Origin of the sequence: Enterobacter sp. Ag1 (assembly GCA_000277545.1) — a bacterium.
Taxonomy (GTDB): Bacteria; Pseudomonadota; Gammaproteobacteria; order Enterobacterales; family Enterobacteriaceae; genus Cedecea.
The window spans coordinates 38,142-58,864 of record AKXM01000010.1; the positions used below are offsets into that span (position 1 = coordinate 38,142).

Genomic DNA, 20,723 nt, shown 5'->3' on the forward strand with positions numbered 1-20,723 from the left:
TCGTGCGCGCATGTTACGCCACCACTAATATGGCGTCAACACGCAACGGGACACGGCTGAACAAGTTCATGCCAGTGACATATTAAGGGTAGCCCACGCACTAAAAATTGTAATTAGTTTCTGTAGGTTACACGGTTTCCAGGCGCGCATAAGCGGCAACTAACCACTTGATTCCCTGCCCCTGGAATGCCACCTGGAGGCGGCTGTGCTCCCCGCTGCCTTCCAGGTTCACAATGGTCCCTTCGCCGAACTTAGGATGACGCACGCGCTGCCCCAGGCTAAAGCCAGAATCGTTCTGGGCGAGAGGAGTCCCCATCCGCTGATGGCTGACCGGACGGCTGATACTTGCGCGCAGGCGAACTTCTTCCACGCAGTTTTCGGGCAGCTCGCCGATAAAGCGAGACGGACGATGGTAGGCTTCTTTCCCATACAGGCGGCGCGTTTCCGCATAGGTCAGCGTCAGCTTTTGCATTGCGCGGGTTACGCCCACGTAGGCCAGACGGCGCTCTTCTTCCAGGCGCCCACCCTCGTCGAGGGACATCTGGCTCGGGAACATGCCTTCCTCCATCCCCACGATAAATACCTGTGGGAACTCCAGACCTTTGGCCGAGTGCAGCGTCATGAGTTGCACGGCATCCTGCCAGGTATCTGCCTGGCCTTCCCCCGCTTCCAGCGCGGCATGGGAGAGAAACGCCTGCAGCGGCATCAGATCTTCGTCTTCGTCGTTGTAGCTGAACTGGCGCGTGGCCGTCACCAGCTCTTCTAAGTTCTCAATTCGGGTCTGGCCTTTCTCGCCTTTTTCCTGCTCATACATGATGAACAGGCCTGAATCTTTAATTACCCGGTCGGTCTGGACGTGCAGCGGCATATCCGCAGTTTCATGGGCGAGCGCGTCAATCAGCTCCATAAAGCGCTGCAGCGCGGAGGCCGCACGACCAGCCAGTGCTTTTTCCTGCAGCAGCAGGCGGCAAGATTGCCACAGTGTTAGCTGCTGGTCACGCGCGGTCTGTCGCACAACGTCGAGCGTGCGGTCACCGATACCGCGGGTTGGCGTATTCACCACGCGTTCAAAGGCAGCATCGTCGTTGCGGTTGGCCATCAGGCGTAGATAGGAGAGCGCGTCTTTGATTTCCTGACGTTCGAAGAAGCGCATCCCGCCGTAAATACGGTACGGCATACTGCCCTGCAGCAGCGCCTCTTCCAGCACGCGCGACTGGGCGTTACTGCGGTACAGAATGGCACATTGCTCCAGCGCACCGCCGTTTTCCTGCCAGGTTTTAATGCGGTTAACCACGAAACGGGCTTCGTCCAGTTCGTTGAAAGCGCAATAGATTGAGATAGGTTCGCCGTCGCTGCCGTCGGTCCACAGCTCTTTACCAAGGCGGCCAGAGTTATTGGCAATCAGGGCGTTGGCCGCGTTCAGAATGTTGTTCGTCGAGCGGTAGTTTTGCTCCAGACGAATCGTTTGTGCCCCCGGGAAGTCATTCAGGAAGCGCTGGATATTTTCAACCTGCGCCCCGCGCCAGCCGTAGATCGACTGGTCATCATCGCCGACGATCATCACTTTGCCGGTGTCCCCGGCCAGCAGGCGGATCCACGCATACTGAATGCTGTTGGTGTCCTGGAATTCGTCCACCAGGATGTTGGTGAAACGCTCGCGATAGTGATTCAGGATATGTGGTTTGTTCAGCCACAGTTCGTGGGCGCGCAGCAACAGCTCAGCAAAATCCACCAGCCCGGCGCGGTCGCAGGCTTCCTGATAGGCCTGGTATACCTTCTGCCAGGTTTGCTCCACCGGGTTACCGTAGCTTTCAACGTGATGCGGGCGCAGACCTTCGTCTTTTTTGCCGTTGATGTACCACATCGCCTGGCGCGGCGGCCACTGCTTCTCGTCCAGGTTCATCGCTTTAATCAGGCGCTTCAGCAGGCGCAGTTGATCTTCGCTGTCGAGGATTTGAAAGTCCTGTGGCAGGTTGGCGTCCATATGGTGCGCGCGCAGCAGACGGTGTGCCAGGCCGTGGAAGGTACCCACCCACATCCCGCCCTGGCTGGTGCCCATCAGTTGACCGATGCGGTGGCGCATTTCCGCCGCCGCTTTGTTGGTAAAGGTCACCGCCATGATCGAGTAAGGCGAGCAGTTTTCGACCGTCATCAACCACGCAATGCGGTGCACAAGCACACGTGTCTTACCACTGCCCGCCCCGGCCAGCACCAGCATATTGCTGCGCGTGGCGGCAACCGCTTCGCGCTGTTTGTCGTTGAGGCTGTCGAGCAGGTAAGAAACGTCCATTGGCACCGCCGAAAAAGAGAAAGAGTTGGCTCAGCCAACTACTGGTGATTTGTACAGAGTTACTGTTGATTATATCAGCGCGAGAAGGGATGCCAACCGCGAAATCTCCAGATGCGGTAATAAACGGCTGTCATCTATACGCATCAGGTCGCCTTCGCGCAGGTTAATCCAGCAGGCTTGCATTCCGCAGCGCACGGCACCCGCCACGTCGGTGGTCAGGTCATCGCCGACATGCAGGATTTGCTCCAGCGGCACACCTAAACGCTGCGCAGCGGTATGATACATATCGCTGAAAGGTTTAGCCCGCCCGTCCGGCCCGGCCCGCAGGATGAATTCGAAGTAGTTATCCAGCCCGAAGAGGTGCGGCTCTGCGTTACCGTTGGTGATCGCCACCAGCGGCCATTTTTTAGCAAGCTTTGCCAGCGTGTCGTGCGTTTCCTGTGGGATGTCGATGCGGCTGCGCCATTTTGCGAAGTTCTCCATGGCGGCACCGGCACCGGTAAAGGCCTCTTCCGCACTAAGTCCGGCATCCAGCATCATTTGCTCGACGGCACGGCGACGCCATTCGGTGACATCATGATAAATGTCCGGCTCTTTCACGCGAAGCGCTTCACGGCTGCGGTGAAAATCCAGGGCGGAAAACGCGCTGAGCTTTGGGTGATAATTCTGCACAAAGGCCAGCGACTCCTGAGTGGTGCGCAGGATCACCGGATGGTTATCATAAAGCGTATCGTCGAGATCGAACGTCAGAGCAGCAATTTGCCCGAGCGGGCGGTAAAAATGCATTACGATTTCCCCCGTTTGGCGCGTGGATGCGCGGCATCATACACCGAGGCTAAATGTTGAAAGTCGAGATGGGTATAGATTTGCGTAGTGGACAGGTTAGCGTGCCCAAGCAGTTCCTGAACGGCGCGCAAATCGCCGCTGGATTCCAGCATGTGGGTGGCAAACGAGTGGCGCAGTTTATGGGGATGCACATGGCTGCTTAGCCCCTGCTTGATACCCCATTCGCCAAACCGCTTTTGCACATTGCGGGCGGATATTCGCTTTCCCGTCTTCGCCAGAAATAACGCATCGTCGTCCGGGCCAAAAAGTTCGCGCAAATCCAGCCAGTGTTCAACCCAGGTCACTGCGCTCCGGCCAACGGGTACGCGTCGCTCTTTGCTCCCTTTCCCCATCACCCAGACCTCTCCGGTAGAAAGATCTATATGACCACAGTTCATGTTCACCAGTTCGGAAAGACGCAGGCCAGCGCCGTACATCACTTCCAGCATTGCCCGATCGCGCACGGCCAGCGGATCGTTCAGATCGATATCCAGCAGATGGTTCACATCATCAACTTCGATGTTTTTAGGCAAATGTCGACCGGCTTTTGGCGTGGTGATGCCTTTGGCGGGATTAGCTTTCAGCTCTCCCTGGCTAACCATCCAGTCAAAAAAGCTGCGTAGTGCCGAAAGTCTTAACGCGAGGCTGGAGGCCTGTAGGCCTGCCCTGCGGCTACGCACGGCCAGTGAACGCACGGCTGCGGCATCGCATTGCTGCCAGCTGGTGAGCTTCATCTCTTCGGCAATGTGAATAATCGCCGTGAGCTGGCGCTGGTAGTTCAGGAGAGTGAGCGGGCTGAGCTGACGCTCAACCTTGAGGTATCGCAGAAAACCATCAACGTGAGATGTTAATACGGAAGTGGTCATGCCCGTTCAATCCAACGCTCCAGCAAGTCCGGCAGCATCAGCGCCAGCTCGTGCAGCAGCTGCGTGCCCTGCCCCTGTTGATAATGTTGCGGGTCGCGGCTGCTGAACAACAGAACGCCAAGATCGCCCTCGTTGCCCATCAGCGACAGGGCAACGGAACCAATGGCTTTTGCCTGCGGCAAGACCAACAAAAGTTCCGGGCCATTAAGCGGGCCGAGGTAGTGCTGGCTTTCGCCAAGACGCTGAATACGCAGCGGCTCAAAAGCCTGGCGGTTCAGCGCGAGATGCGTGAAGTCTGACGGAGCGCCGATACGCCAGCGGTCAGCAAAAAGCCGGATGTTCGCCCCGGCAAGACCCATGTCCCGCGCCCAGCGATGCAGCCGGTTCAGCATTTCCTGCAGGCTGGAAGCCGAAGCCAGTCGCCCCTGAAGCTTCAGTAGCCGATAGAACAGACCTTCGTTGGCGCTCGCCTGCTCCATCAGCAGCGTCATGTTCTCTTCGAGGTGGTTGATGTGGTTACGGCTGCGGGCCATATGCCACTCCACCAGCGAAACGCTGCCGCGCACCGGGTGAGGAACCTGCATGCTCTCCACCTGGTGGGCATTGCGAATAAAGAAATCGGGGTTGCGCTGTAAATACTCGGCAACCGCGACATCGTTAAGCTCAAGAAGGGCTTCTTGCTGTTCCTCGGCATTCTTCATAGATGTATAAATCCATCATAGACGTGGGCCGCCGGGCCGGTCATGTAAAGCGGTGACCCTGGCCCTTTCCAGGCGATATCAAGACGGCCGCCAGGTAGCTCAACGCGTACCTGCTCCGCCAGTAATCCTTGTTGAATTCCAACCGCCACTGCTCCACAGGCGCCGCTGCCGCAGGCTTGAGTTTCGCCCGCACCGCGTTCGTAAACGCGCAGGCGAATGTGTTCGCGGCTCACCACCTGCATGAAGCCGATGTTGGCTCGCTCAGGGAAGCGTTCATGGCTTTCCATCACTGGGCCCAGGCTTTCAACCGCGGCGGTTTCGATGTCATCGACCTGAATAACGCAATGCGGGTTCCCCATTGAAACGACGCCGCACATAATGGTTTGTTCGGCGGCACGCATAATATAGGTCTTTTCTGCTTTGTTTGCCCGGAACGGCACCTGGGAAGGATCGAAGTTAGGCTCGCCCATATTAACGCGCACCATCTCATCTTCCGTCACGCTCAGTACCATCCTGCCATTGGCGGTACTGACGCGAATTTCACGCTTATTGGTCAGCCCTTTCAGGCGCACAAAGCGGGCAAAACAGCGCGCGCCGTTACCACACTGGGAAACTTCACTGCCATCGGCGTTAAAGATCCGGTAATGAAAGTCGAGATCGGGATCGTAGGGAGGCTCAACGATCAGCAACTGATCGAAGCCGACGCCAAGATGACGATCCGCAAGCCGACGGATCAGCTCCGGAGAGAAATAAACATTCTGCGTCACCGCGTCGACGACCATAAAGTCATTACCAAGGCCATGCATTTTAGAGAACTGCATCTTCTGCTCCATTAGCGCGGTTACAAAGCACGATTTAGCTAGTAAACAACCTGAGTCGGCGCATCATCAATGCCGCGACTGTTGCGGACGGGTGCCGTCTGGACAGGTTGCTCTGGGGTTGCGCTGTGCGTTGTCGGCGTCGCTTTTTTATCAGCCGGAGGGAAATAAAGAGGCCCCTTCAGGCCGCAGCCGGTGAGGCTGACGAGCGTCAGTGCCAAAGCTAGAGGGCAGAAAATCTTCTTCATTATCGGGTAGCCTGTGATTCACTATTCTGCCGTCTATCATCGCAGGTGAACCCTGAAAAGCAATACTCTTCATCACCCAGACCGCTGAAAATCACCTGGCAGTAAATCGGGCAAGAAAATAATCGCTGCTACCTGGCCCCTTCTCATCGCTGACGCAGGTTGTCTTTCAAAAGGTGGCACAGATAAAACGGATGAGTATTACGGCCCTGAATGATCCCTGAGCCGCAGTTTCTAATTACCGGCGATGCTCTTATACTGCCCTGAAATCCCAACAGGAAGCAGACATGAACGACAGCGAATTTCACCTTTTAGCCGATAACCTGTGGCGCACGATTGAAGAGCGCCTGGACGACTGGGACGGCGATAGCGATATTGATTGTGAGATCAACGGTGGCGTGCTGACCATCAGCTTTGAAAACGGCAGCAAAATCATTATCAACCGCCAGGAGCCTTTGCATCAGGTGTGGCTGGCCACCAAAAGCGGCGGCTACCATTTCAACCTGAAAGGTGACGAATGGATATGCGACCGTAGCGGCGCAGAGTTTTGGCAGTTGCTGGAAGAAGCGAGCACGCAGCAGGCAGGTGAAGCGGTTAGCTTCCGCTGATTACGGCTGGTACTGCTGCAGCAGCGGCGCTGAGTTGTCGTCCTGATTAACCGGCGCGGCTGTTGTGAGTGACTGGGTGCGGAACGGAATGACCTGCACCCGCCCATCCGTTTTCACAATCTGATAGAACTGCGGCAGGTTGAAGTTGATGAAGCTTGAGCCGTAGGTGAAACGATCGTGGGACGAGGAGTAGAAGCGGCTCACGTCGCGCACCAGCTCTTCTTTGCTGCCTTCGCAATGATGATAAACTTCCGCCCGGTTGCTTTCATCCAGGATATAGATGTTGAAGCCCTGGTCTTCACTGGCTTCTTCAAAGAAGAACTGAATAATCCCTTCACTGGCAAAGCCATCCACCACCGCCGGCAACTGTACCTGGTTAGTGCCAACCTGCACCGACAGGCCATGCAGCTTGTTGTGCGAGATGGCACCATAAAACTCAACGGCGTTTTCCAGTTTTTGTACCGAGACATTCAAACGCTCGAAGAACAGGCCCCATGTCTGCCCGGAGACGCGCAGCGCTTTAAAGCGGCCCGGCTCCTGGCGCGTGCTGGAAAGGCGGAACTCGATGCATTCAGACACCAACTGCTGTACGCGAGTGCGGATCAGGCCACGCAGGTGCTGACTGTAGCAGAAGACTTCCACGCTATCCGGCGGTGCGGCGTCCTGGTGCATTTTCCCAAGAATGGTTTTCAATGCCTCGATCATCGCCTGCTCGCCGTTAAAGTGCAGGGTACGCACTTCGTTCCACGAGTTGCGATACAGCAGGTCAACGCTGCCAATCAGGCACTGCTGCTGCTCGCCGAAGCTGAACACATCCAGCTTACGGAAATCGAAATGCACAACCTGATTGCGGAAGGCGGCCGTCGGGTCATATTCAAGGTTGACGATAATCGCCAGATGGCGAATCTCGCACGGGCTATACAACGCTTTTGGCGTCGGTGCCGGGAGCCGCAGCGGGAAGTGATGGGAAACATCCGCCACCATCTCCTGCAGCTTCGGTAAATCACAAATACCGTTGCCCTTAATAAACAGGCGGGTACGCGAGGTCAGCAGGCCGTTAAAGTAGGCCCACGCCACCAGCTTATTAAGATAACGGTTATATTCCAGCGGTTGATGGCTGACGATAGAGTCCATGTTCGGTGCGCGGTTGTAGAGATACCAGCCAGAGCGGTTCGCACGGCCAAGCGGCACATGGATAAAGGTCAGGTTCGGTTCAGACAGATCCGGGGAAATCTGCGGGTTTACCAGCGTGACTTTGCCCGGCAGCGCTTCAAACGCAGCGTACAGCTTACGCGTTAACACGCCGATGTCCTGCGGACTGGCGGACACACTCAGATTGTTGCGGCGCGCAAAGCGGATCAGATTGCGGTAGCTTTGCATCATCGCGTCAAGCAGTTCGTTGTGCGCCTCGCGGACCTGGTCGATTTTCCAGTTTGCACGGTTGTCCAGCATCGCCAGACGCGCTTCGTCCCAGCCCCAGCTCTTCACCAGTTGACTAAGGACTTCGCGGCGCCAGCCAACACAGGCACGCTCACGTGAAAGTTTTTCGCAAACTTTCAGATAGAAACAGCGGCGAACCAGGTCCAGACGCGCATGATCTTCGATTTGCGTCAGGTACTCGGTGACGCGTTCCAGCATCATGCAGTACGGATCGAGGCCAAAGGAGACAATTTCGCCGTCGTGCAGGCGCTGTTTAATGTCTTTTGCCAGCAGGCGCGTGTTCGGATATTCCCAGGAATACGCCTCCAGCAGCAGCGTTTTCAGCACGGCTTTATACGGCGAGTCGATGCTTTTATAGAGCTGCCACAGGCTGGCGCCAAAGTACTCTTCAGCAGACAGTGAACTTAATCCACCGAGATCTAGCCACTCGTTCGGCGTCAGGACACCCTGCGCATAGAGGCTCATCACGTAATCGTCGTAATGCTCTTCTTCATCGCCCGGCACCATGTTCCACAGAATGCGCTTCCCGGCCAGACGTACCGCAGTACGGTAAAATTCGTCCAGCAGCAGGATATGCTGGGTAGAACCGCAGTCTTCGCCGCCCAGGCTGCCGCTTTCGTTGTGGCGGAAGCGGTTTTCATCAATCAGGAAGAAACTGACCTCAACGCCAAGGGAGGCCGCCCAGCTTTCCAGCAGGCTACATTTGCGCTGCAGCAGTTGGCGCTCGTCGTTATCGAGCCAGGCCTGGTGGCAAACCCAGATATCAAGGTCAGAAGAGCAGCTCTGCCCCACGGAGGAGGTGCTGCCCATAGAATAGAGGCCGGTGATCGGCAGTTCGCCCGCTGGCGTCTCCTGAGGCGGCATACCGCGCTGCAGTTCGAGTTCGTCCAGGTAGTGGCGTTGGGTTTCATCAGGCGTGTAGAGGCAAATGCCGCGGGGAACGTTACCGTCAAGGTAACCCGGCATCAGCGGGTGATGATAATGTAATAACGTTGGCAGTAGACTGTAGACCTGTTGGAAGGCAGGCCCCATAGCAGCAAGCGCACGATCTACGCGCAGTTGGTTGATGGCATCCAGTCTCTGTTTAAGTGTCTCAATATAGAGGTACAAGACGTATCGCCTGATGGTTTCAGTATTACGAAAAAACCCGTTTCCTGGTTGTTGTCCCCATTATTATAAACGATCGGGACAGCAATTGCTGGAAACGTGATCAATTTAACACCTTGCCTGTTGACCGTAAAGAAAGATGCGCTACCAAAGTGGTAGATGCCCTGGCCACAGGCTGTTTCTTCCATAATACGAATCACGTCCCTCTGTTGCCGGAAAAACCGCCGAACCTGACAGCCTTCCGCTAAGAGTGGTAGGATGGTCAGTGGACGATAATTACGGTAACAAGCATGTTAGACAATATACTCAGAATTGCCACTCGCCAAAGTCCCCTTGCACTTTGGCAAGCACATTATGTTAAGCAACGTCTTGAAGCTTTTCACCCGCAGCTCACCGTTGAACTGGTGCCAATGGTCACCCGTGGCGACGTCCTGCTGGATACACCGCTTGCCAAAGTCGGCGGCAAAGGGCTGTTCGTTAAAGAGCTTGAGCTGGCAATGCTGGACGGACGCGCGGACATCGCCGTCCATTCCCTGAAAGATGTGCCGGTGGCATTCCCTGAAGGTCTGGGGCTGGTCACCATCTGCGAGCGCGACGATCCCCGCGACGCTTTTGTTTCCAATCATTATCAAACGCTGGATGAGTTGCCTGCCGGCAGCATTGTGGGCACCTCAAGCCTGCGCCGTCAGTGTCAGATAGCCGAGCAGCGTCCAGATCTGGTGATTCGTTCCCTGCGCGGCAATCTTGGCACCCGCCTTGGTAAACTGGATAAAGGCGAATACGATGCCATTATTCTTGCCGTTGCCGGGCTAAACCGCCTTGAGATGCAGGATCGCATTCGCTACGCCTTACCGCCGGAAGTGTCTTTACCCGCGGTCGGCCAGGGCGCCGTCGGCATCGAATGTCGCCTGGACGATGAACGCACCAAAGCACTGCTCGCGCCGTTGAATCACCATGAAACCGCCGTTCGCGTGAGCGCCGAACGTGCGATGAATATGCGTCTTGAAGGTGGCTGTCAGGTGCCAATCGGCAGCTATGCAGAGCTGAAAGATAACGAGCTTTGGCTGCGCGCATTAGTTGGCGCGCCGGACGGTTCCATTATGGTTCGTGGTGAACGTCGAGGTAAGCCAGAAGATGCCGTGGCCATGGGTGTTTCACTGGCTGAAGAGCTGTTGAATAACGGCGCGAGGGAAATCCTCGCCGACGTTTATGATGGAGACGCTCCCGCATGACGATCCTCGTCACCCGCCCCTCCCCAGCCGGGGAAGAGTTAGTGAGCCGACTGCGCACACTCGGGCAGGTGGCTTACAGCTTCCCGCTTATCGAGTTCTCGCCCGGCCGGCAACTATCGCAGCTTCCGGCCCAGCTTGCGGCGCTCGCGCCAGGCGATCTGGTCTTTGTCCTCTCACAGCACGTCATTGACTATGCCGCCCCACTTTTGCGCCGTAACGGCATCCCGTGGCCGGGCAATCTCAGTTGGTTCGCCATCGGCAGAACGACAGCGCTGGCTTTCCATACCGTCAGCCATATTCCTATTCGTTACCCACAAGATCGGGAAACCAGCGAAATCTTGCTACAATTACCGGAATTACAAAATGTTGCTGGTAAGCGCGCATTGATTTTACGTGGTAATGGCGGGCGTGAACTGTTGGGCGAAACGCTGGAAGCGCGAGGTGCAGAAGTTAGCTTCTGCGAATGCTATCAGCGAAGCGCTATTATTTACGATGGAACAGAAGAAGCCCACCGTTGGCACGCCCGGGGGATCTCAACGCTGGTCGTGACCAGCGGCGAAATGCTACAGCAGCTTTATACGCTTACGCCTGACTGGTATCGCGAGAACTGGTTACTTCGCTGTGAGTTACTTGTTGTCAGCGAGCGTTTGGCAAGGCTTGCCAGGACATTGGGTTGGCAGAATATTCGGGTCGCCGCGAATGCGGACAATGACGCGCTGCTTCGCGCGTTACAACACACCTAACAATAACAGGACGCCACAATGACGGAACAAAATACTTCCTCCGCCATAGTTGAGGAAACCACACCCGCGGCGGAGACGCCATCACACGCCGAGCCCGTGACGAAGAAAAATCGTTCCGGCATTGCCGGTATTACGCTGGGGGCCATCGCGATTGCCATTGCCCTGGCATTAGGTGGCGGACTTTATAGCTATGGTAAGCATCAGGCATCCACTCAGACGGCCACCAGCGATGCGCTGGCAAATCAGCTGATTGCCCTGCAAAAACAGCAAGAAGAACAAAAAAGTGAATTTGAAGCGGCGCTAAAACAGCAGACGACCGCACTTAGCGACGCCAACAAACAGCAGGCAGCGCTGGCACGTCATCTGGACGAAGTGCAGCAAAAAGTCGCGACTATTTCCGGTAGCGATTCCAAAACCTGGCTGCTGGCACAGGCCGATTTCCTTGTGAAACTGGCCGGCCGCAAGCTGTGGAGCGATCAGGATGTCACCACGGCCGCTGCGCTATTGAAGAGCGCTGACGCCAGCCTGGCAGATATGAACGATCCAAGTTTGATCACCGCTCGCCGCGCACTGACCGACGATATCTCTACGCTGTCTACGGTAACACAGGTCGACTACGACGGAATTATCCTCAAGCTCAATCAGCTCTCTAACGGCCTGGATAATTTGCGTCTGGCCGACAACGACAGCGATGATTCCCCGATGGATTCTGACAGCAGCGAGCTGTCAGGTACGATTACCGAATGGCGCCAAAATCTGGTGAAAAGCTGGCACAGCTTTATGGATAGCTTTATTACTATCCGCCGCCGCGATGAAACCGCGGTTCCGCTCCTGGCGCCGAATCAGGATATCTACCTGCGCGAAAACATCCGCTCCCGCCTGCTAGTCGCCGCGCAGGCGGTGCCACGCCATCAGGAAGACACTTACAAGCAGGCGCTGGATAACGTTTCAACGTGGGTTCGCGCCTACTACGACACCAATGATTCCGCCACCAAAGCGTTCCTTGACGAGCTTGATGGCCTGAGCCAGCAAAGTATTCATATGGATATTCCGCAAACGCTGCAAAGCCAGGCCCTGCTTGAAAAGCTGATGCAGACTCGGGTTCGCAATTTGCTTGCTCAGCCGGCAAGTCCTGCGGCCAATGATGCGCAGCCAGAAGCGGCCCCCGCTCAGCCGGCACCTGCCGTAAGTCAGGGGGAATAAATATGATTAAAGTCTTATTGCTCTTCCTGCTGCTGATTGCGGGCATCGTGCTGGGCCCAATGCTGGCAGGCCATCAGGGCTATGTTTTAATCCAGACCGATAACTACAACATTGAAACCAGCGTGACCGGATTAGTCATTATTCTGATTCTGACCATGCTGGTGTTGTTCGCCATCGAATGGGTATTGCGCCGCATTTTCCGTACCGGTGCCCGTACCCGTGGGTGGTTCCTGGGCCGCAAACGCAGCCGCGCCCGCAAACAGACCAAAGCCGCATTGTTGAAACTGGCCGAAGGCGATTATCAGCAGGTTGAGAAGCTGATGAGTAAGAATGCCGATCACGCCGAACAGCCGGTGGTTAACTACTTGCTGGCTGCCGAAGCCGCCCAGCAACGCGGGGATGAAATTCGTGCAAACCAGCATTTAGAGCGCGCCGCCGAACTGGCGGATAGCGATCAGCTCCCGGTCGAAATCACTCGCGTTCGCCTGCAGCTTGCCCGCAATGAAAACCACGCCGCACGCCACGGCATTGATAAGCTTCTGGAAATTGCGCCGCGCCATCCTGAAGTACTTCGCCTGGCCGAGCAAGCTTACCTGCGAACCGGCGCATGGAGTTCCCTGCTGGATATTCTGCCGGCCATGGAAAAAGTGCAGATTGGGGATGAAGCCCACCGCGATGCGCTGCAACAGCAGGCGTGGATCGGCCTTATGGATCAGGCGATGGCCGGACAGGGTAACGAAGGCCTCAAAGCCTGGTGGCGTAATCAAAGCCGTAAAACGCGCCACCAGACCACGCTGCAGGTCGCCATGGCAGAGCATCTTATTGAGTGCGATGATCACGACGCCGCCCAGGAGATCATCCTTGACGGGCTGAAGCGTCAGTATGACGATCGTCTGGTACTGCTGATGCCGCGTCTGAAGTCAGGTAACCCAGAGCAGTTAGAGAAAGCATTGCGCCAGCAGATCAAAACGCAAGGCGATCGCCCTTTACTGCAGAGTACGCTTGGCCAGTTGCTGATGAAACACGGTGAATGGCAGCAGGCATGTGATGCATTCCGTGAGGCCATTAAACAGCGCCCGGATGCCTACGATTACGCCTGGCTGGCAGACTCTCTCGACAAATTACATAAGCCTGAAGAAGCCGCCCTCATGCGTCGTGACGGTCTGTTGCTCACGCTGCAAACTCCCTCTAACAGCTGATCATCGGGGCGGAGCTCTACCGCCCTTTTCTTTTTCCCACGCAAAAAAAAACACCTGCCACAGGGCAGGTGTTAAAACAGGTCTGTTTGACAACTAAGTGGTGCTTCACTCAACGTTATGTCCAGGGTGTTCGATGAGACCCCATGGGGGCGACATCTGTCGGTGGACGATAAGCACCGTAATCGGCTCTGCGTCATTCCTTGGTTTATGAAGCCGAAGCAAACATAAGAAGTGGAATGAGCATCTACGCAGGTATTATTGCACAATACATGCCAGGTTTGCATGCAGAAACGGACTCAACTACCAAAATTAGTATTTTCATAGTATTAGCACCACAAAGCTTTCTCCCCCGGGCTTTCCCGCCGGCCTGCACCGGCAGAAATAAATTGTCTCCTCCAGGAGACAAACTGTGGCTTGAATAAAAAAACCAAATAAAAACATGAGATTAAATGTCTCCATTTGAAGACATAAAATCACCCAATTGTCGCACCCAGGCGACAATTGCAGCGGCAGAATGACAAGGGTGGATTTGCGACCGCGGGAATTTGCGAGGGGAGACATCCCCTGCGGGCCGTGCTGAAGCAACGTTGCCTCGCTACGCTCGGCTCAAACCTCCTTCGAAGGTTCTCATCCTCTGTAAGCTTAAAATGCAAAAAGGCCAGCTCGAAAGCTGGCCTTTTCTAAAGTGGTCGGCGAGAGAGGATTATTCCCCTAAGGGCCGTTGCTGAAGCAACGTTGTCTCGCTACGCTCGGCTCAAACCTCCTTCGAAGGTTCTCATCCTCTGTAAGCTTCAGATGCAAAAAGGCCAGCTCGAAAGCTGGCCTTTTCTAAAGTGGTCGGCGAGAGAGGATTCGAACCTCCGACCCACTGGTCCCAAACCAGTTGCGCTACCAAGCTGCGCTACTCGCCGAAATACTGCTTATACTGCTGATTAATTTAGGTGTGGTGCGAAGAGAGGGACTTGAACCCTCACGTCCGTAAGAACACTAACACCTGAAGCTAGCGCGTCTACCAATTCCGCCACCTTCGCATACATCTAAATTAATGGGGTGGCTAATGGGACTCGAACCCACGACAACTGGAATCACAATCCAGGGCTCTACCAACTGAGCTATAGCCACCACTGTAAAACTTTCACGCGGTACATGATACCACCGCAGCTCTAGCGCCATTATAATAAATGGTGCGCCCGACAGGATTCGAACCTGAGACCTCTGCCTCCGGAGGGCAGCGCTCTATCCAGCTGAGCTACGGGCGCGTAGCGCCGTTGCGGGGTCGGATAATACGGGCTTCGTGCTCAGCTGTCTAGTGCTTATTTCAATAAAATACTCGCAAAACTGCGCGTTTGGTTATGCTTTGTGCATCCTGATGCTTATCCGTTCAGTTTTTCACTAACGGCATGCTTATTCAGGCCAAACACCTTATAAACCAACGTCACCGCAGCCAGGAAAACAACGCCGACCGTCAGCGACATTCGCGTATCTTCATTCAAGCCCATCCCCACAAGCACACACGCCAGGAACGCCATGGTCAGGTAGTTAGCCCACGGGAATAAAATAGATCGGAACGGGTGGCTGGCAATGGCTTCCCGGTGCGCCTTACGGAAGCGAATCTGGCTAATCAGGATCACAAACCACGGCACCATGCCCGGTAATACGCTGGCGCTGTAGACATAAACGAAAACGCGCTGCGGATTTGGAATGATGTAATTCAGACAAGAACCGAGCAGCAGAATACCGATAGAAACAGCTACCCCAACGACAGGCACGCCGCTACGGGAAACTTTCGCCATTTTGGCCGGGAGCTGGCGGTTTTTCGCCAGGGCATACAGCATACGCCCACAGCTGTACATACCGCTGTTACAGCCAGACAATGCCGCCGTCAAAACAACAAAGTTAATAATCCCTGCCGCCGCGGTGATGCCTATTTTCGCGAAGGTCAGTACAAACGGGCTACCTGTAGTGCCGATTTGGTTCCATGGGAAAATAGTGACGATAACGAAAATCGCGCCCACATAGAAAATCAGAATACGCCACAGCACTTTCCCTACGGCACTGCGTAAGGTGACCTGCGGGTTCTTAGCTTCGCCGGCGGTAATACCAATTAACTCCACGCCCTGATAGGAAGCCACAACAATACACAACGCGGTCAGGAATCCTTTCCAGCCGCCAGCAAAGAAGCCGCCGTGCTCTGTAAGGTTGCTAAAGCCAGTCGCCTGACCATGATTTCCAAAACCGAAAAAGATAACGCCCAGGCCAACGACAATCATCACGATGATGGTTGTCACTTTAATCATTGCAAACCAGAACTCGATTTCCCCGTAAAGGCGCACTGCCGCAAGGTTTGCCAGCGCCACAAGCCCTACGGCAAAAATGGCGGGCAGCCACTGAGGAAGATCCGGGAACCAGTATTGGACGTAGACACCAATCGCTGTAATTTCGGAGATGCCAACCGCCATCCACATAAACCAGTAAGACCAGGCCGTCAGATAGCCGAAAAAGGGGCTCATATAGCGGTGCGCATAGACGGCAAACGACCCGGCTACGGGTTCAAGGAACAACATTTCTCCCATTGAACGCATAATAAAGAACACGAACAGGCCCGCAATAATGTACGCCAGCAGTACCGACGGTCCGGCCCATTTGAGGGTACTGGCAGCGCCCATAAACAGGCCAACACCAATGGTCCCTCCCAGGGCGATAAGTTCGATGTGTCGAGCTTCCAGCCCGCGCTGCAGCTCTGCTTTTTTCTCTGCCATAAATCCTCTGTATTGTGTTTGCTTTACTCCGGTTTTTACCGGTTATTGTGTTTGGTTGTTGCCAGACTCAATAACAGGCCATGCAGCGTCGGCAAGAGATTTGCTGGCGCAACATCACTACGGCACTGCATCGAGTGGGCGCAATGGTTCCGTATTTTTTACAAAATTACAAATAACTGCGTAACAAACTGGAATAAGTCTGGTTGAAAATCGTGCAGAGAAAGCAAAACGCGCCCGGATGAGCGCGTTGAAAGGTTTAAAGCTTGCCGGTCAGATGCCAGCGCTGATAGCGTAGCAGCCTGAGTTGCCGTTTAATGCGGGTCGGCTGTGAAAGCAGGCGGTATAGCCATTCCAGACCTAAGTTTTGCCAGACTTTAGGCGCCCGCTTTACTCGTCCGGTAAATACGTCATATGTACCACCGACGCCCATATAAAGTGCCTGAGAATGCACTTTCCGGCATTCTTGCATTAAGATTTCCTGGCGCGGAGATCCCATCGCTACCGTGACAATCGCCGCCCCACTTTCATGGATGCGCTCAAATAGTGCTGGCCGCTGCTCGTCCGTAAAATAACCATCCTGAGTGCCGACAATATTGACCTGCCAAAGCTGTCTGAGCTTAGCTTCGGTCTGCGCAAGAACGTCGGGCTGGCCACCCACCAAAAATACCGGGGTCCCTTCCTGACCCGCCCGTACCATCAAGGCTTCCCACAGATCGGCCCCCGCTACGCGATTAACCACAGCTTCAGGGTATTTTTTCCGGATGGAGCGAACGACGCTGATGCCGTCGGCGTATTTGTATTCCGCTGCCGCAATCAGGCCGCGAGCTTGCTCATCGTCTTCTGCCGTCAGCACTTTTTCAGCATTAATCGCCACTAACGTCCCCTGGCGCAATCGCCCCCCCGCATAGAGATAATCCAGCGCATGCTGCATATCTCGCCATCCCAACAGGTCAAGACCACGAAGAGTATAAAAAGGGGCTTCAGTAGAGTTGTTCATGAATATCCTTGTCATGCATTTTGCGCGTCGACTGCGGACACGCGGCGCAAGCGCTGATGAATAAGCCCCGCGCTTTCAAATAGCCAATAAAGTAATTTTGCCACGACAAGGCAGGCGCCAAAAATGACCAGGAAGAACACCACGCGTGAAACAAAAGAGTCCAGCCCCTCACGAGCCAGAACGATCATATTGAAAATCGCCCCGAAGCAGAACGCATAGATTATTGCCGCTTTATAGCGATTACTTTCTCTGTTCGCCAGCTCATACAGCCAGTCAAACCATTTGATAATCAAGCCGACGACAACTGCCCCGAGTGGGATAAACCACACGCCGCCCATCACCACCAGCGAGCCTATCAGCGTTGGGGAAATGGCCAGTCCCGAATGGTTGTTCAGTACCTGCCAGGTGAAATAGTTCGCGGTATTCAGCACCGTGCTAGGACGATCTGGCCAGACCCAACTGGGGATAAATACGTAGAAATCCCGAATAATAGGTGCGAGCCCCTGGAATTCAATCTTGTCGTAATTTTGCAGCAAGAGACCCAGATTCTCCCACGGAGAGAACGTATCTCGGGTCAAATAAAGGAAGGTATAAAACGCTTCGTCACCGCTGACGTTCAGGCCGTAGCGCTTAAGCGCCAGCCAGAACATCCCGACGATCCCTAGCACACCCGCCGCCGCCAGCATCCAGAGAGAGATCCACCCGCGAATAATGCCGATAAACAAGAAGATGGCGAAGGCGATGATGATGTTGGCACGCGTCCCGCCGACAATCATGTACGTTAACAGGCCGAAACCCACAGTACTGACCAGGAAGAAGATCCAGGCCCGGCTGTCCTGACGCAGGAAGTACACCACCAGCATGGCTGGTATAAAGAAATAGAAGAAGCGCTTAAGCGCTACGCCTGACACTTCACTGGAGAAAATTTGGCTGTAAGAATGCAGCTTAAACAACAGGAAGCCGTTATGGGCAAAGAAGATGCCGACGCTGACCAGAGCCACTAACACCAGCATCAGCCACGTCAGGTTCGTCTCAACGCGATTCATGGTAAATAGCGGACGCCGCTCCATGTGCCCTGCCTTCGCCCTAAGCCGCGTTTTATAGGTCACATAGTAAATGCCATAGAAACAGGCCGCTGCGAGCTGAGCCTGCAACAGCACGTCCGCAGGCACCACCGATACCCCAAAACGAAACACTAGGGTACAGGTAAACGGAAAACCGAAGAAAAAGGTCAACAGATAAAGCAGTGAAAAGAAGACGTTGAAGTTAAAGCGCACGCGGCGAAACTCTTGATACGTCAACAATCCGATAAACCCGACCGACAGGAACCAGACAACAAATAACCCGCCAAATTGCGTCAGACTCATTTTTGCTCTCCAGCCGCGGTGCTAAGCGCGCGATGCCACCCATCGATATAGTTAGGGTTAAAGAAAGCGATGCTTTGTTTATCCAGTAAGCGTAGCTGGCGCTGAGCTTCCCGCACCGTCGCCTCATCCAGGATATCCTCGGTAAAGAGCACCGGAATATGCTGCTCAACCATGTCTTGCCAGAAAGGATTTTTCCGGTTCAGCACGCAGGGGATCCCGGCCTGAATCAGTAAGCAAAGCGTGCCGATACCCTGCTGGCGTGCAAAGATAAAATAGCCGAGATCGCACTGACGCAGCAGAGTGAGGTAATCATTGAATTCGATTTTTTCCGTCAGCACGTCAAAGTTTTCCGGGCTAAATAAACCGCTGCCAGCCTGCTTTACTTCTGCAATATAAGCTTCGTTATTTGTCGGGTATCCCATCGGCACAACAATGCGCACCGTGTCGCCAAATTGCTGATGAATAGCCTTCAGTGCATCAACATGCTGGTTGCTGCGGTCACCAGAGTTGCCCACGAGTAACGTCAACTTTCCGCTGCGTTGCCGATCAACAGCCATTGTATTGAGGCCAGGATCCATACGCGTTGGGAAATACAGCAGCTCGCCAGGCACCTGTGGGTGCCGCTGGTGAAAATAGCTTAAATCCCCACGCGTGGCGTAAACGCGCCCAACTAGGCCTTGGGCAAAACGGCGTAACTGGTAAAAAAGCCGAAATTTGATGCTGCGTGAAACCTCATAAAGATCGGCTCCCCAGATATGCCAGTTCACCTGCTCCGGCTTTAGTCCCCCGGTTAGCAAGGCAATCCAAAGACTGCCGTTAAACTGCCCGTGAAAAAAGAAACGCTGCTGTCGGTTAGCTCGAGCTTTTGCCACAATTTCTGCGGCAATAGCCTGCTTTGAAGGGCATAGAGAGATCGACAGCGCCGGAAAAGCGGACAACAAAGAGCGATCCTCTGAAACCACGATAAATTCTCGTGCATGAGGCGTCGTGGCGGCCAGAACGTCGTTAAAAAAACGTAATACCGTCTGATTATGATGCGGGATATCAGATCCCAATACGTGAATCAGTGTTGTCATGCTCGTCTACGATAAATAAGAAATACGCCACAGCAGAGCGCAAAATAAACAATATAGGTCGCCATATAAGCCTGAGCTGCGCCCAGCGCACCATGAGCAGGTATTAACCAACGCGAAAAGCCGGTTAACAGCATAAACTGACTGATTTCAGTCAAAATATAAAAGCGCAGTGACGCCTTCGCGATAACCAAATAGCCAAACACATAGGCGCCTACCTTCAGTACATCCCCCACCAGCTGCCAGGCAAACAAATCACGCATGGCGATAAATTTTGGCGAAAACAGTAGCCAGATGGCGAAATCACGCAGCAGCCAGACTGTCAGGCTTGCGGCTGCCACGGCGGGCAGAACAAACTTTAGCGAGCGCACAATTTCACGCGTGATGGAGCTTTTTTCTTTCAGACGAGCAAGCGTTGGCAACAGGTAAACGCTAAAAGATGCCGTAATGAACTGCAGATAAGCATCTGAAATACTGCTTACCCCTTGCCAGATACCGACTTCGTCCCAACTGTAATGTTCCGCCAGCAGGTTTCGCATCATCACATAGGCCACGGGGAGCGTGACTGAGGTGATCAGCGCCATGAGCGTAAACTTGCCAAGATGGCTGGCCAGCAGCTTATCCCAGCTCGGTCTCAAATAGCCCAGCGGAACATGTTCACGCCTGACCAGCATAAGCACCGCAGGAACGACGACCAGAGCGGGGACCAACGCGAGACCTAACAGCGCCCCCTGGTAACCGCCGAAGCGATAGCAAGCATAATAAGCCAGCACGCCAACAACGCTGCCTGCAATTAACGCAAGTGCGTTACCCGCCGCATCACGAAACCCCTTCATAATGGCCAGCGACAGGTTTGCCCAGGCAATGCCCATCTGAACCAGTGCCACCAGACGCACCAGGTTCTGGTAGTCCGCATGACCAAACAATCCAAGGCTTATCGGTCCCGCGGCCAGAACGAAAATCACGGCCAGCAGCGACGAAAAACCCAACACCATCGCCGAGGAGGTGCCAAGTACCCGCTTTAACTGCTCTGGATTGTCATGATGTTCAGCAACGTATTTGGTGACACCGTTAAAAATACCCGCACCAGCAAGCACGCCGAGCACGGTCACCATCTGACGAAAATTACCGGCCAACCCCACCCCAGAAGGGCCAAAGGCAACGGCCAGCATTTTGACCACCAGCAAACCGGCACCAATTTTTACCAGCGTGGACCCGGCGGTCCACAGTGACGCTTTAGCTAACGACAT

At 54.6% G+C, this 20,723-nt stretch carries 17 protein-coding genes, 4 tRNA genes and 1 other RNA gene; 5 read left to right on the top strand and 17 right to left on the bottom strand.

Features of this window, described 5'->3' with window-relative positions; genetic code table 11:
- Window positions 1–127: 127 nt before the first annotated feature.
- The 6 genes from uvrD to lptM all read right to left on the bottom strand — a co-directional run bounded on the left by uvrD (window position 128) and on the right by lptM (window position 5,748).
- A complete protein-coding gene (uvrD, locus tag A936_RS05645) occupies window positions 128–2,290 on the bottom strand; it encodes a DNA helicase II (RefSeq protein ID WP_008455510.1) in 2,163 nt (720 codons plus the stop codon).
- Window positions 2,291–2,359: 69 nt separating this feature from the next.
- Window positions 2,360–3,076 carry a 5-amino-6-(5-phospho-D-ribitylamino)uracil phosphatase YigB gene (gene yigB, locus A936_RS05650; protein ID WP_008455513.1) on the bottom strand — a complete coding sequence of 239 codons (717 nt, stop codon included), beginning with the start codon at window positions 3,074–3,076 and terminating at the stop codon, window positions 2,360–2,362.
- A complete protein-coding gene (xerC, locus tag A936_RS05655) occupies window positions 3,076–3,981 on the bottom strand; it encodes a tyrosine recombinase XerC (protein ID WP_008455515.1) in 906 nt (301 codons plus the stop codon). Before xerC ends, yigB begins: the two co-directional genes overlap by 1 nt.
- Window positions 3,978–4,682: a DUF484 domain-containing protein gene (locus A936_RS05660; protein WP_008455517.1), complete on the bottom strand. Its 705-nt coding sequence runs from the start codon at window positions 4,680–4,682 to the stop codon at window positions 3,978–3,980. Before A936_RS05660 ends, xerC begins: the two co-directional genes overlap by 4 nt.
- A complete protein-coding gene (gene dapF, locus A936_RS05665) occupies window positions 4,679–5,503 on the bottom strand; it encodes a diaminopimelate epimerase (RefSeq protein WP_008455518.1) in 825 nt (274 codons plus the stop codon). Before dapF ends, A936_RS05660 begins: the two co-directional genes overlap by 4 nt.
- A 38-nt stretch (window positions 5,504–5,541) precedes the next feature.
- The gene (lptM, locus tag A936_RS05670; RefSeq protein ID WP_008455520.1) at window positions 5,542–5,748 is read right to left on the bottom strand and encodes an LPS translocon maturation chaperone LptM; all 207 of its coding nucleotides are present in this window, start codon (window positions 5,746–5,748) and stop codon (window positions 5,542–5,544) included.
- A gap of 284 nt (window positions 5,749–6,032) precedes the next feature.
- On the opposite strand from lptM, the gene cyaY reads away from it, so the two are divergent.
- Complete coding sequence (gene cyaY, locus A936_RS05675) at window positions 6,033–6,353, top strand: iron donor protein CyaY (RefSeq protein WP_008455522.1); 321 nt, start codon at window positions 6,033–6,035, stop codon at window positions 6,351–6,353.
- Here cyaY and cyaA read toward each other — a convergent pair whose 3' ends face one another.
- A complete protein-coding gene (gene cyaA, locus A936_RS05680; protein ID WP_008455525.1) occupies window positions 6,354–8,903 on the bottom strand; it encodes a class I adenylate cyclase in 2,550 nt (849 codons plus the stop codon).
- Between the two features lie 287 nt (window positions 8,904–9,190).
- Between cyaA and hemC the strand changes: the two genes are divergently transcribed.
- Genes hemC through hemY form a run of 4 tightly spaced genes read left to right on the top strand, consistent with a single transcriptional unit; the run spans window position 9,191 to window position 13,277 of the window.
- Window positions 9,191–10,132, top strand: coding sequence for a hydroxymethylbilane synthase (gene hemC, locus A936_RS05685; RefSeq protein ID WP_008455526.1), 942 nt, complete (start codon window positions 9,191–9,193; stop codon window positions 10,130–10,132).
- Complete coding sequence (hemD, locus tag A936_RS05690) at window positions 10,129–10,875, top strand: uroporphyrinogen-III synthase (protein WP_008455527.1); 747 nt, start codon at window positions 10,129–10,131, stop codon at window positions 10,873–10,875. The genes hemC and hemD overlap by 4 nt, the downstream gene beginning before the upstream one ends.
- An 18-nt stretch (window positions 10,876–10,893) precedes the next feature.
- Window positions 10,894–12,078: a uroporphyrinogen-III C-methyltransferase gene (gene hemX / locus A936_RS05695; protein ID WP_008455529.1), complete on the top strand. Its 1,185-nt coding sequence runs from the start codon at window positions 10,894–10,896 to the stop codon at window positions 12,076–12,078.
- Window positions 12,079–12,080: 2 nt separating this feature from the next.
- Window positions 12,081–13,277 (top strand): protoheme IX biogenesis protein HemY, encoded by a 1,197-nt coding sequence (gene hemY / locus A936_RS05700; protein WP_008455532.1) that lies wholly within the window; start codon window positions 12,081–12,083, stop codon window positions 13,275–13,277.
- Window positions 13,278–13,963: 686 nt separating this feature from the next.
- Here the strand turns inward: hemY and A936_RS22620 are convergent.
- The 10 genes from A936_RS22620 to wzxE all read right to left on the bottom strand — a co-directional run bounded on the left by A936_RS22620 (window position 13,964) and on the right by wzxE (window position 20,723).
- A non-coding RNA gene (locus A936_RS22620) (RtT sRNA) lies at window positions 13,964–14,077 on the bottom strand.
- Window positions 14,078–14,111: 34 nt separating this feature from the next.
- Window positions 14,112–14,188, bottom strand: a tRNA-Pro gene (locus tag A936_RS05705).
- Between the two features lie 33 nt (window positions 14,189–14,221).
- A tRNA-Leu gene (locus A936_RS05710) sits at window positions 14,222–14,308 on the bottom strand.
- A 15-nt stretch (window positions 14,309–14,323) separates the two neighbouring features.
- Window positions 14,324–14,399, bottom strand: a tRNA-His gene (locus A936_RS05715).
- A 60-nt stretch (window positions 14,400–14,459) separates the two neighbouring features.
- Window positions 14,460–14,536: transfer RNA gene (locus A936_RS05720), tRNA-Arg, on the bottom strand.
- A gap of 114 nt (window positions 14,537–14,650) precedes the next feature.
- Window positions 14,651–16,036, bottom strand: a complete 1,386-nt coding sequence (gene thrP, locus A936_RS05725; protein ID WP_008455535.1) for a bifunctional threonine/serine APC transporter ThrP — start codon at window positions 16,034–16,036, stop codon at window positions 14,651–14,653.
- A 256-nt stretch (window positions 16,037–16,292) separates the two neighbouring features.
- Window positions 16,293–17,033, bottom strand: a complete 741-nt coding sequence (wecG, locus tag A936_RS05730) for a lipopolysaccharide N-acetylmannosaminouronosyltransferase (protein WP_008455538.1) — start codon at window positions 17,031–17,033, stop codon at window positions 16,293–16,295.
- 11 nt (window positions 17,034–17,044) lie between these two features.
- Entirely contained in the window at window positions 17,045–18,400 is a 1,356-nt protein-coding gene (gene wzyE / locus A936_RS05735) for an ECA oligosaccharide polymerase (RefSeq protein ID WP_008455540.1), read from the bottom strand.
- Complete coding sequence (locus tag A936_RS05740; RefSeq protein WP_008455542.1) at window positions 18,397–19,476, bottom strand: TDP-N-acetylfucosamine:lipid II N-acetylfucosaminyltransferase; 1,080 nt, start codon at window positions 19,474–19,476, stop codon at window positions 18,397–18,399. The genes wzyE and A936_RS05740 overlap by 4 nt, the downstream gene beginning before the upstream one ends.
- Window positions 19,473–20,723 (bottom strand): lipid III flippase WzxE, encoded by a 1,251-nt coding sequence (gene wzxE, locus A936_RS05745; RefSeq protein WP_008455544.1) that lies wholly within the window; start codon window positions 20,721–20,723, stop codon window positions 19,473–19,475. Before wzxE ends, A936_RS05740 begins: the two co-directional genes overlap by 4 nt.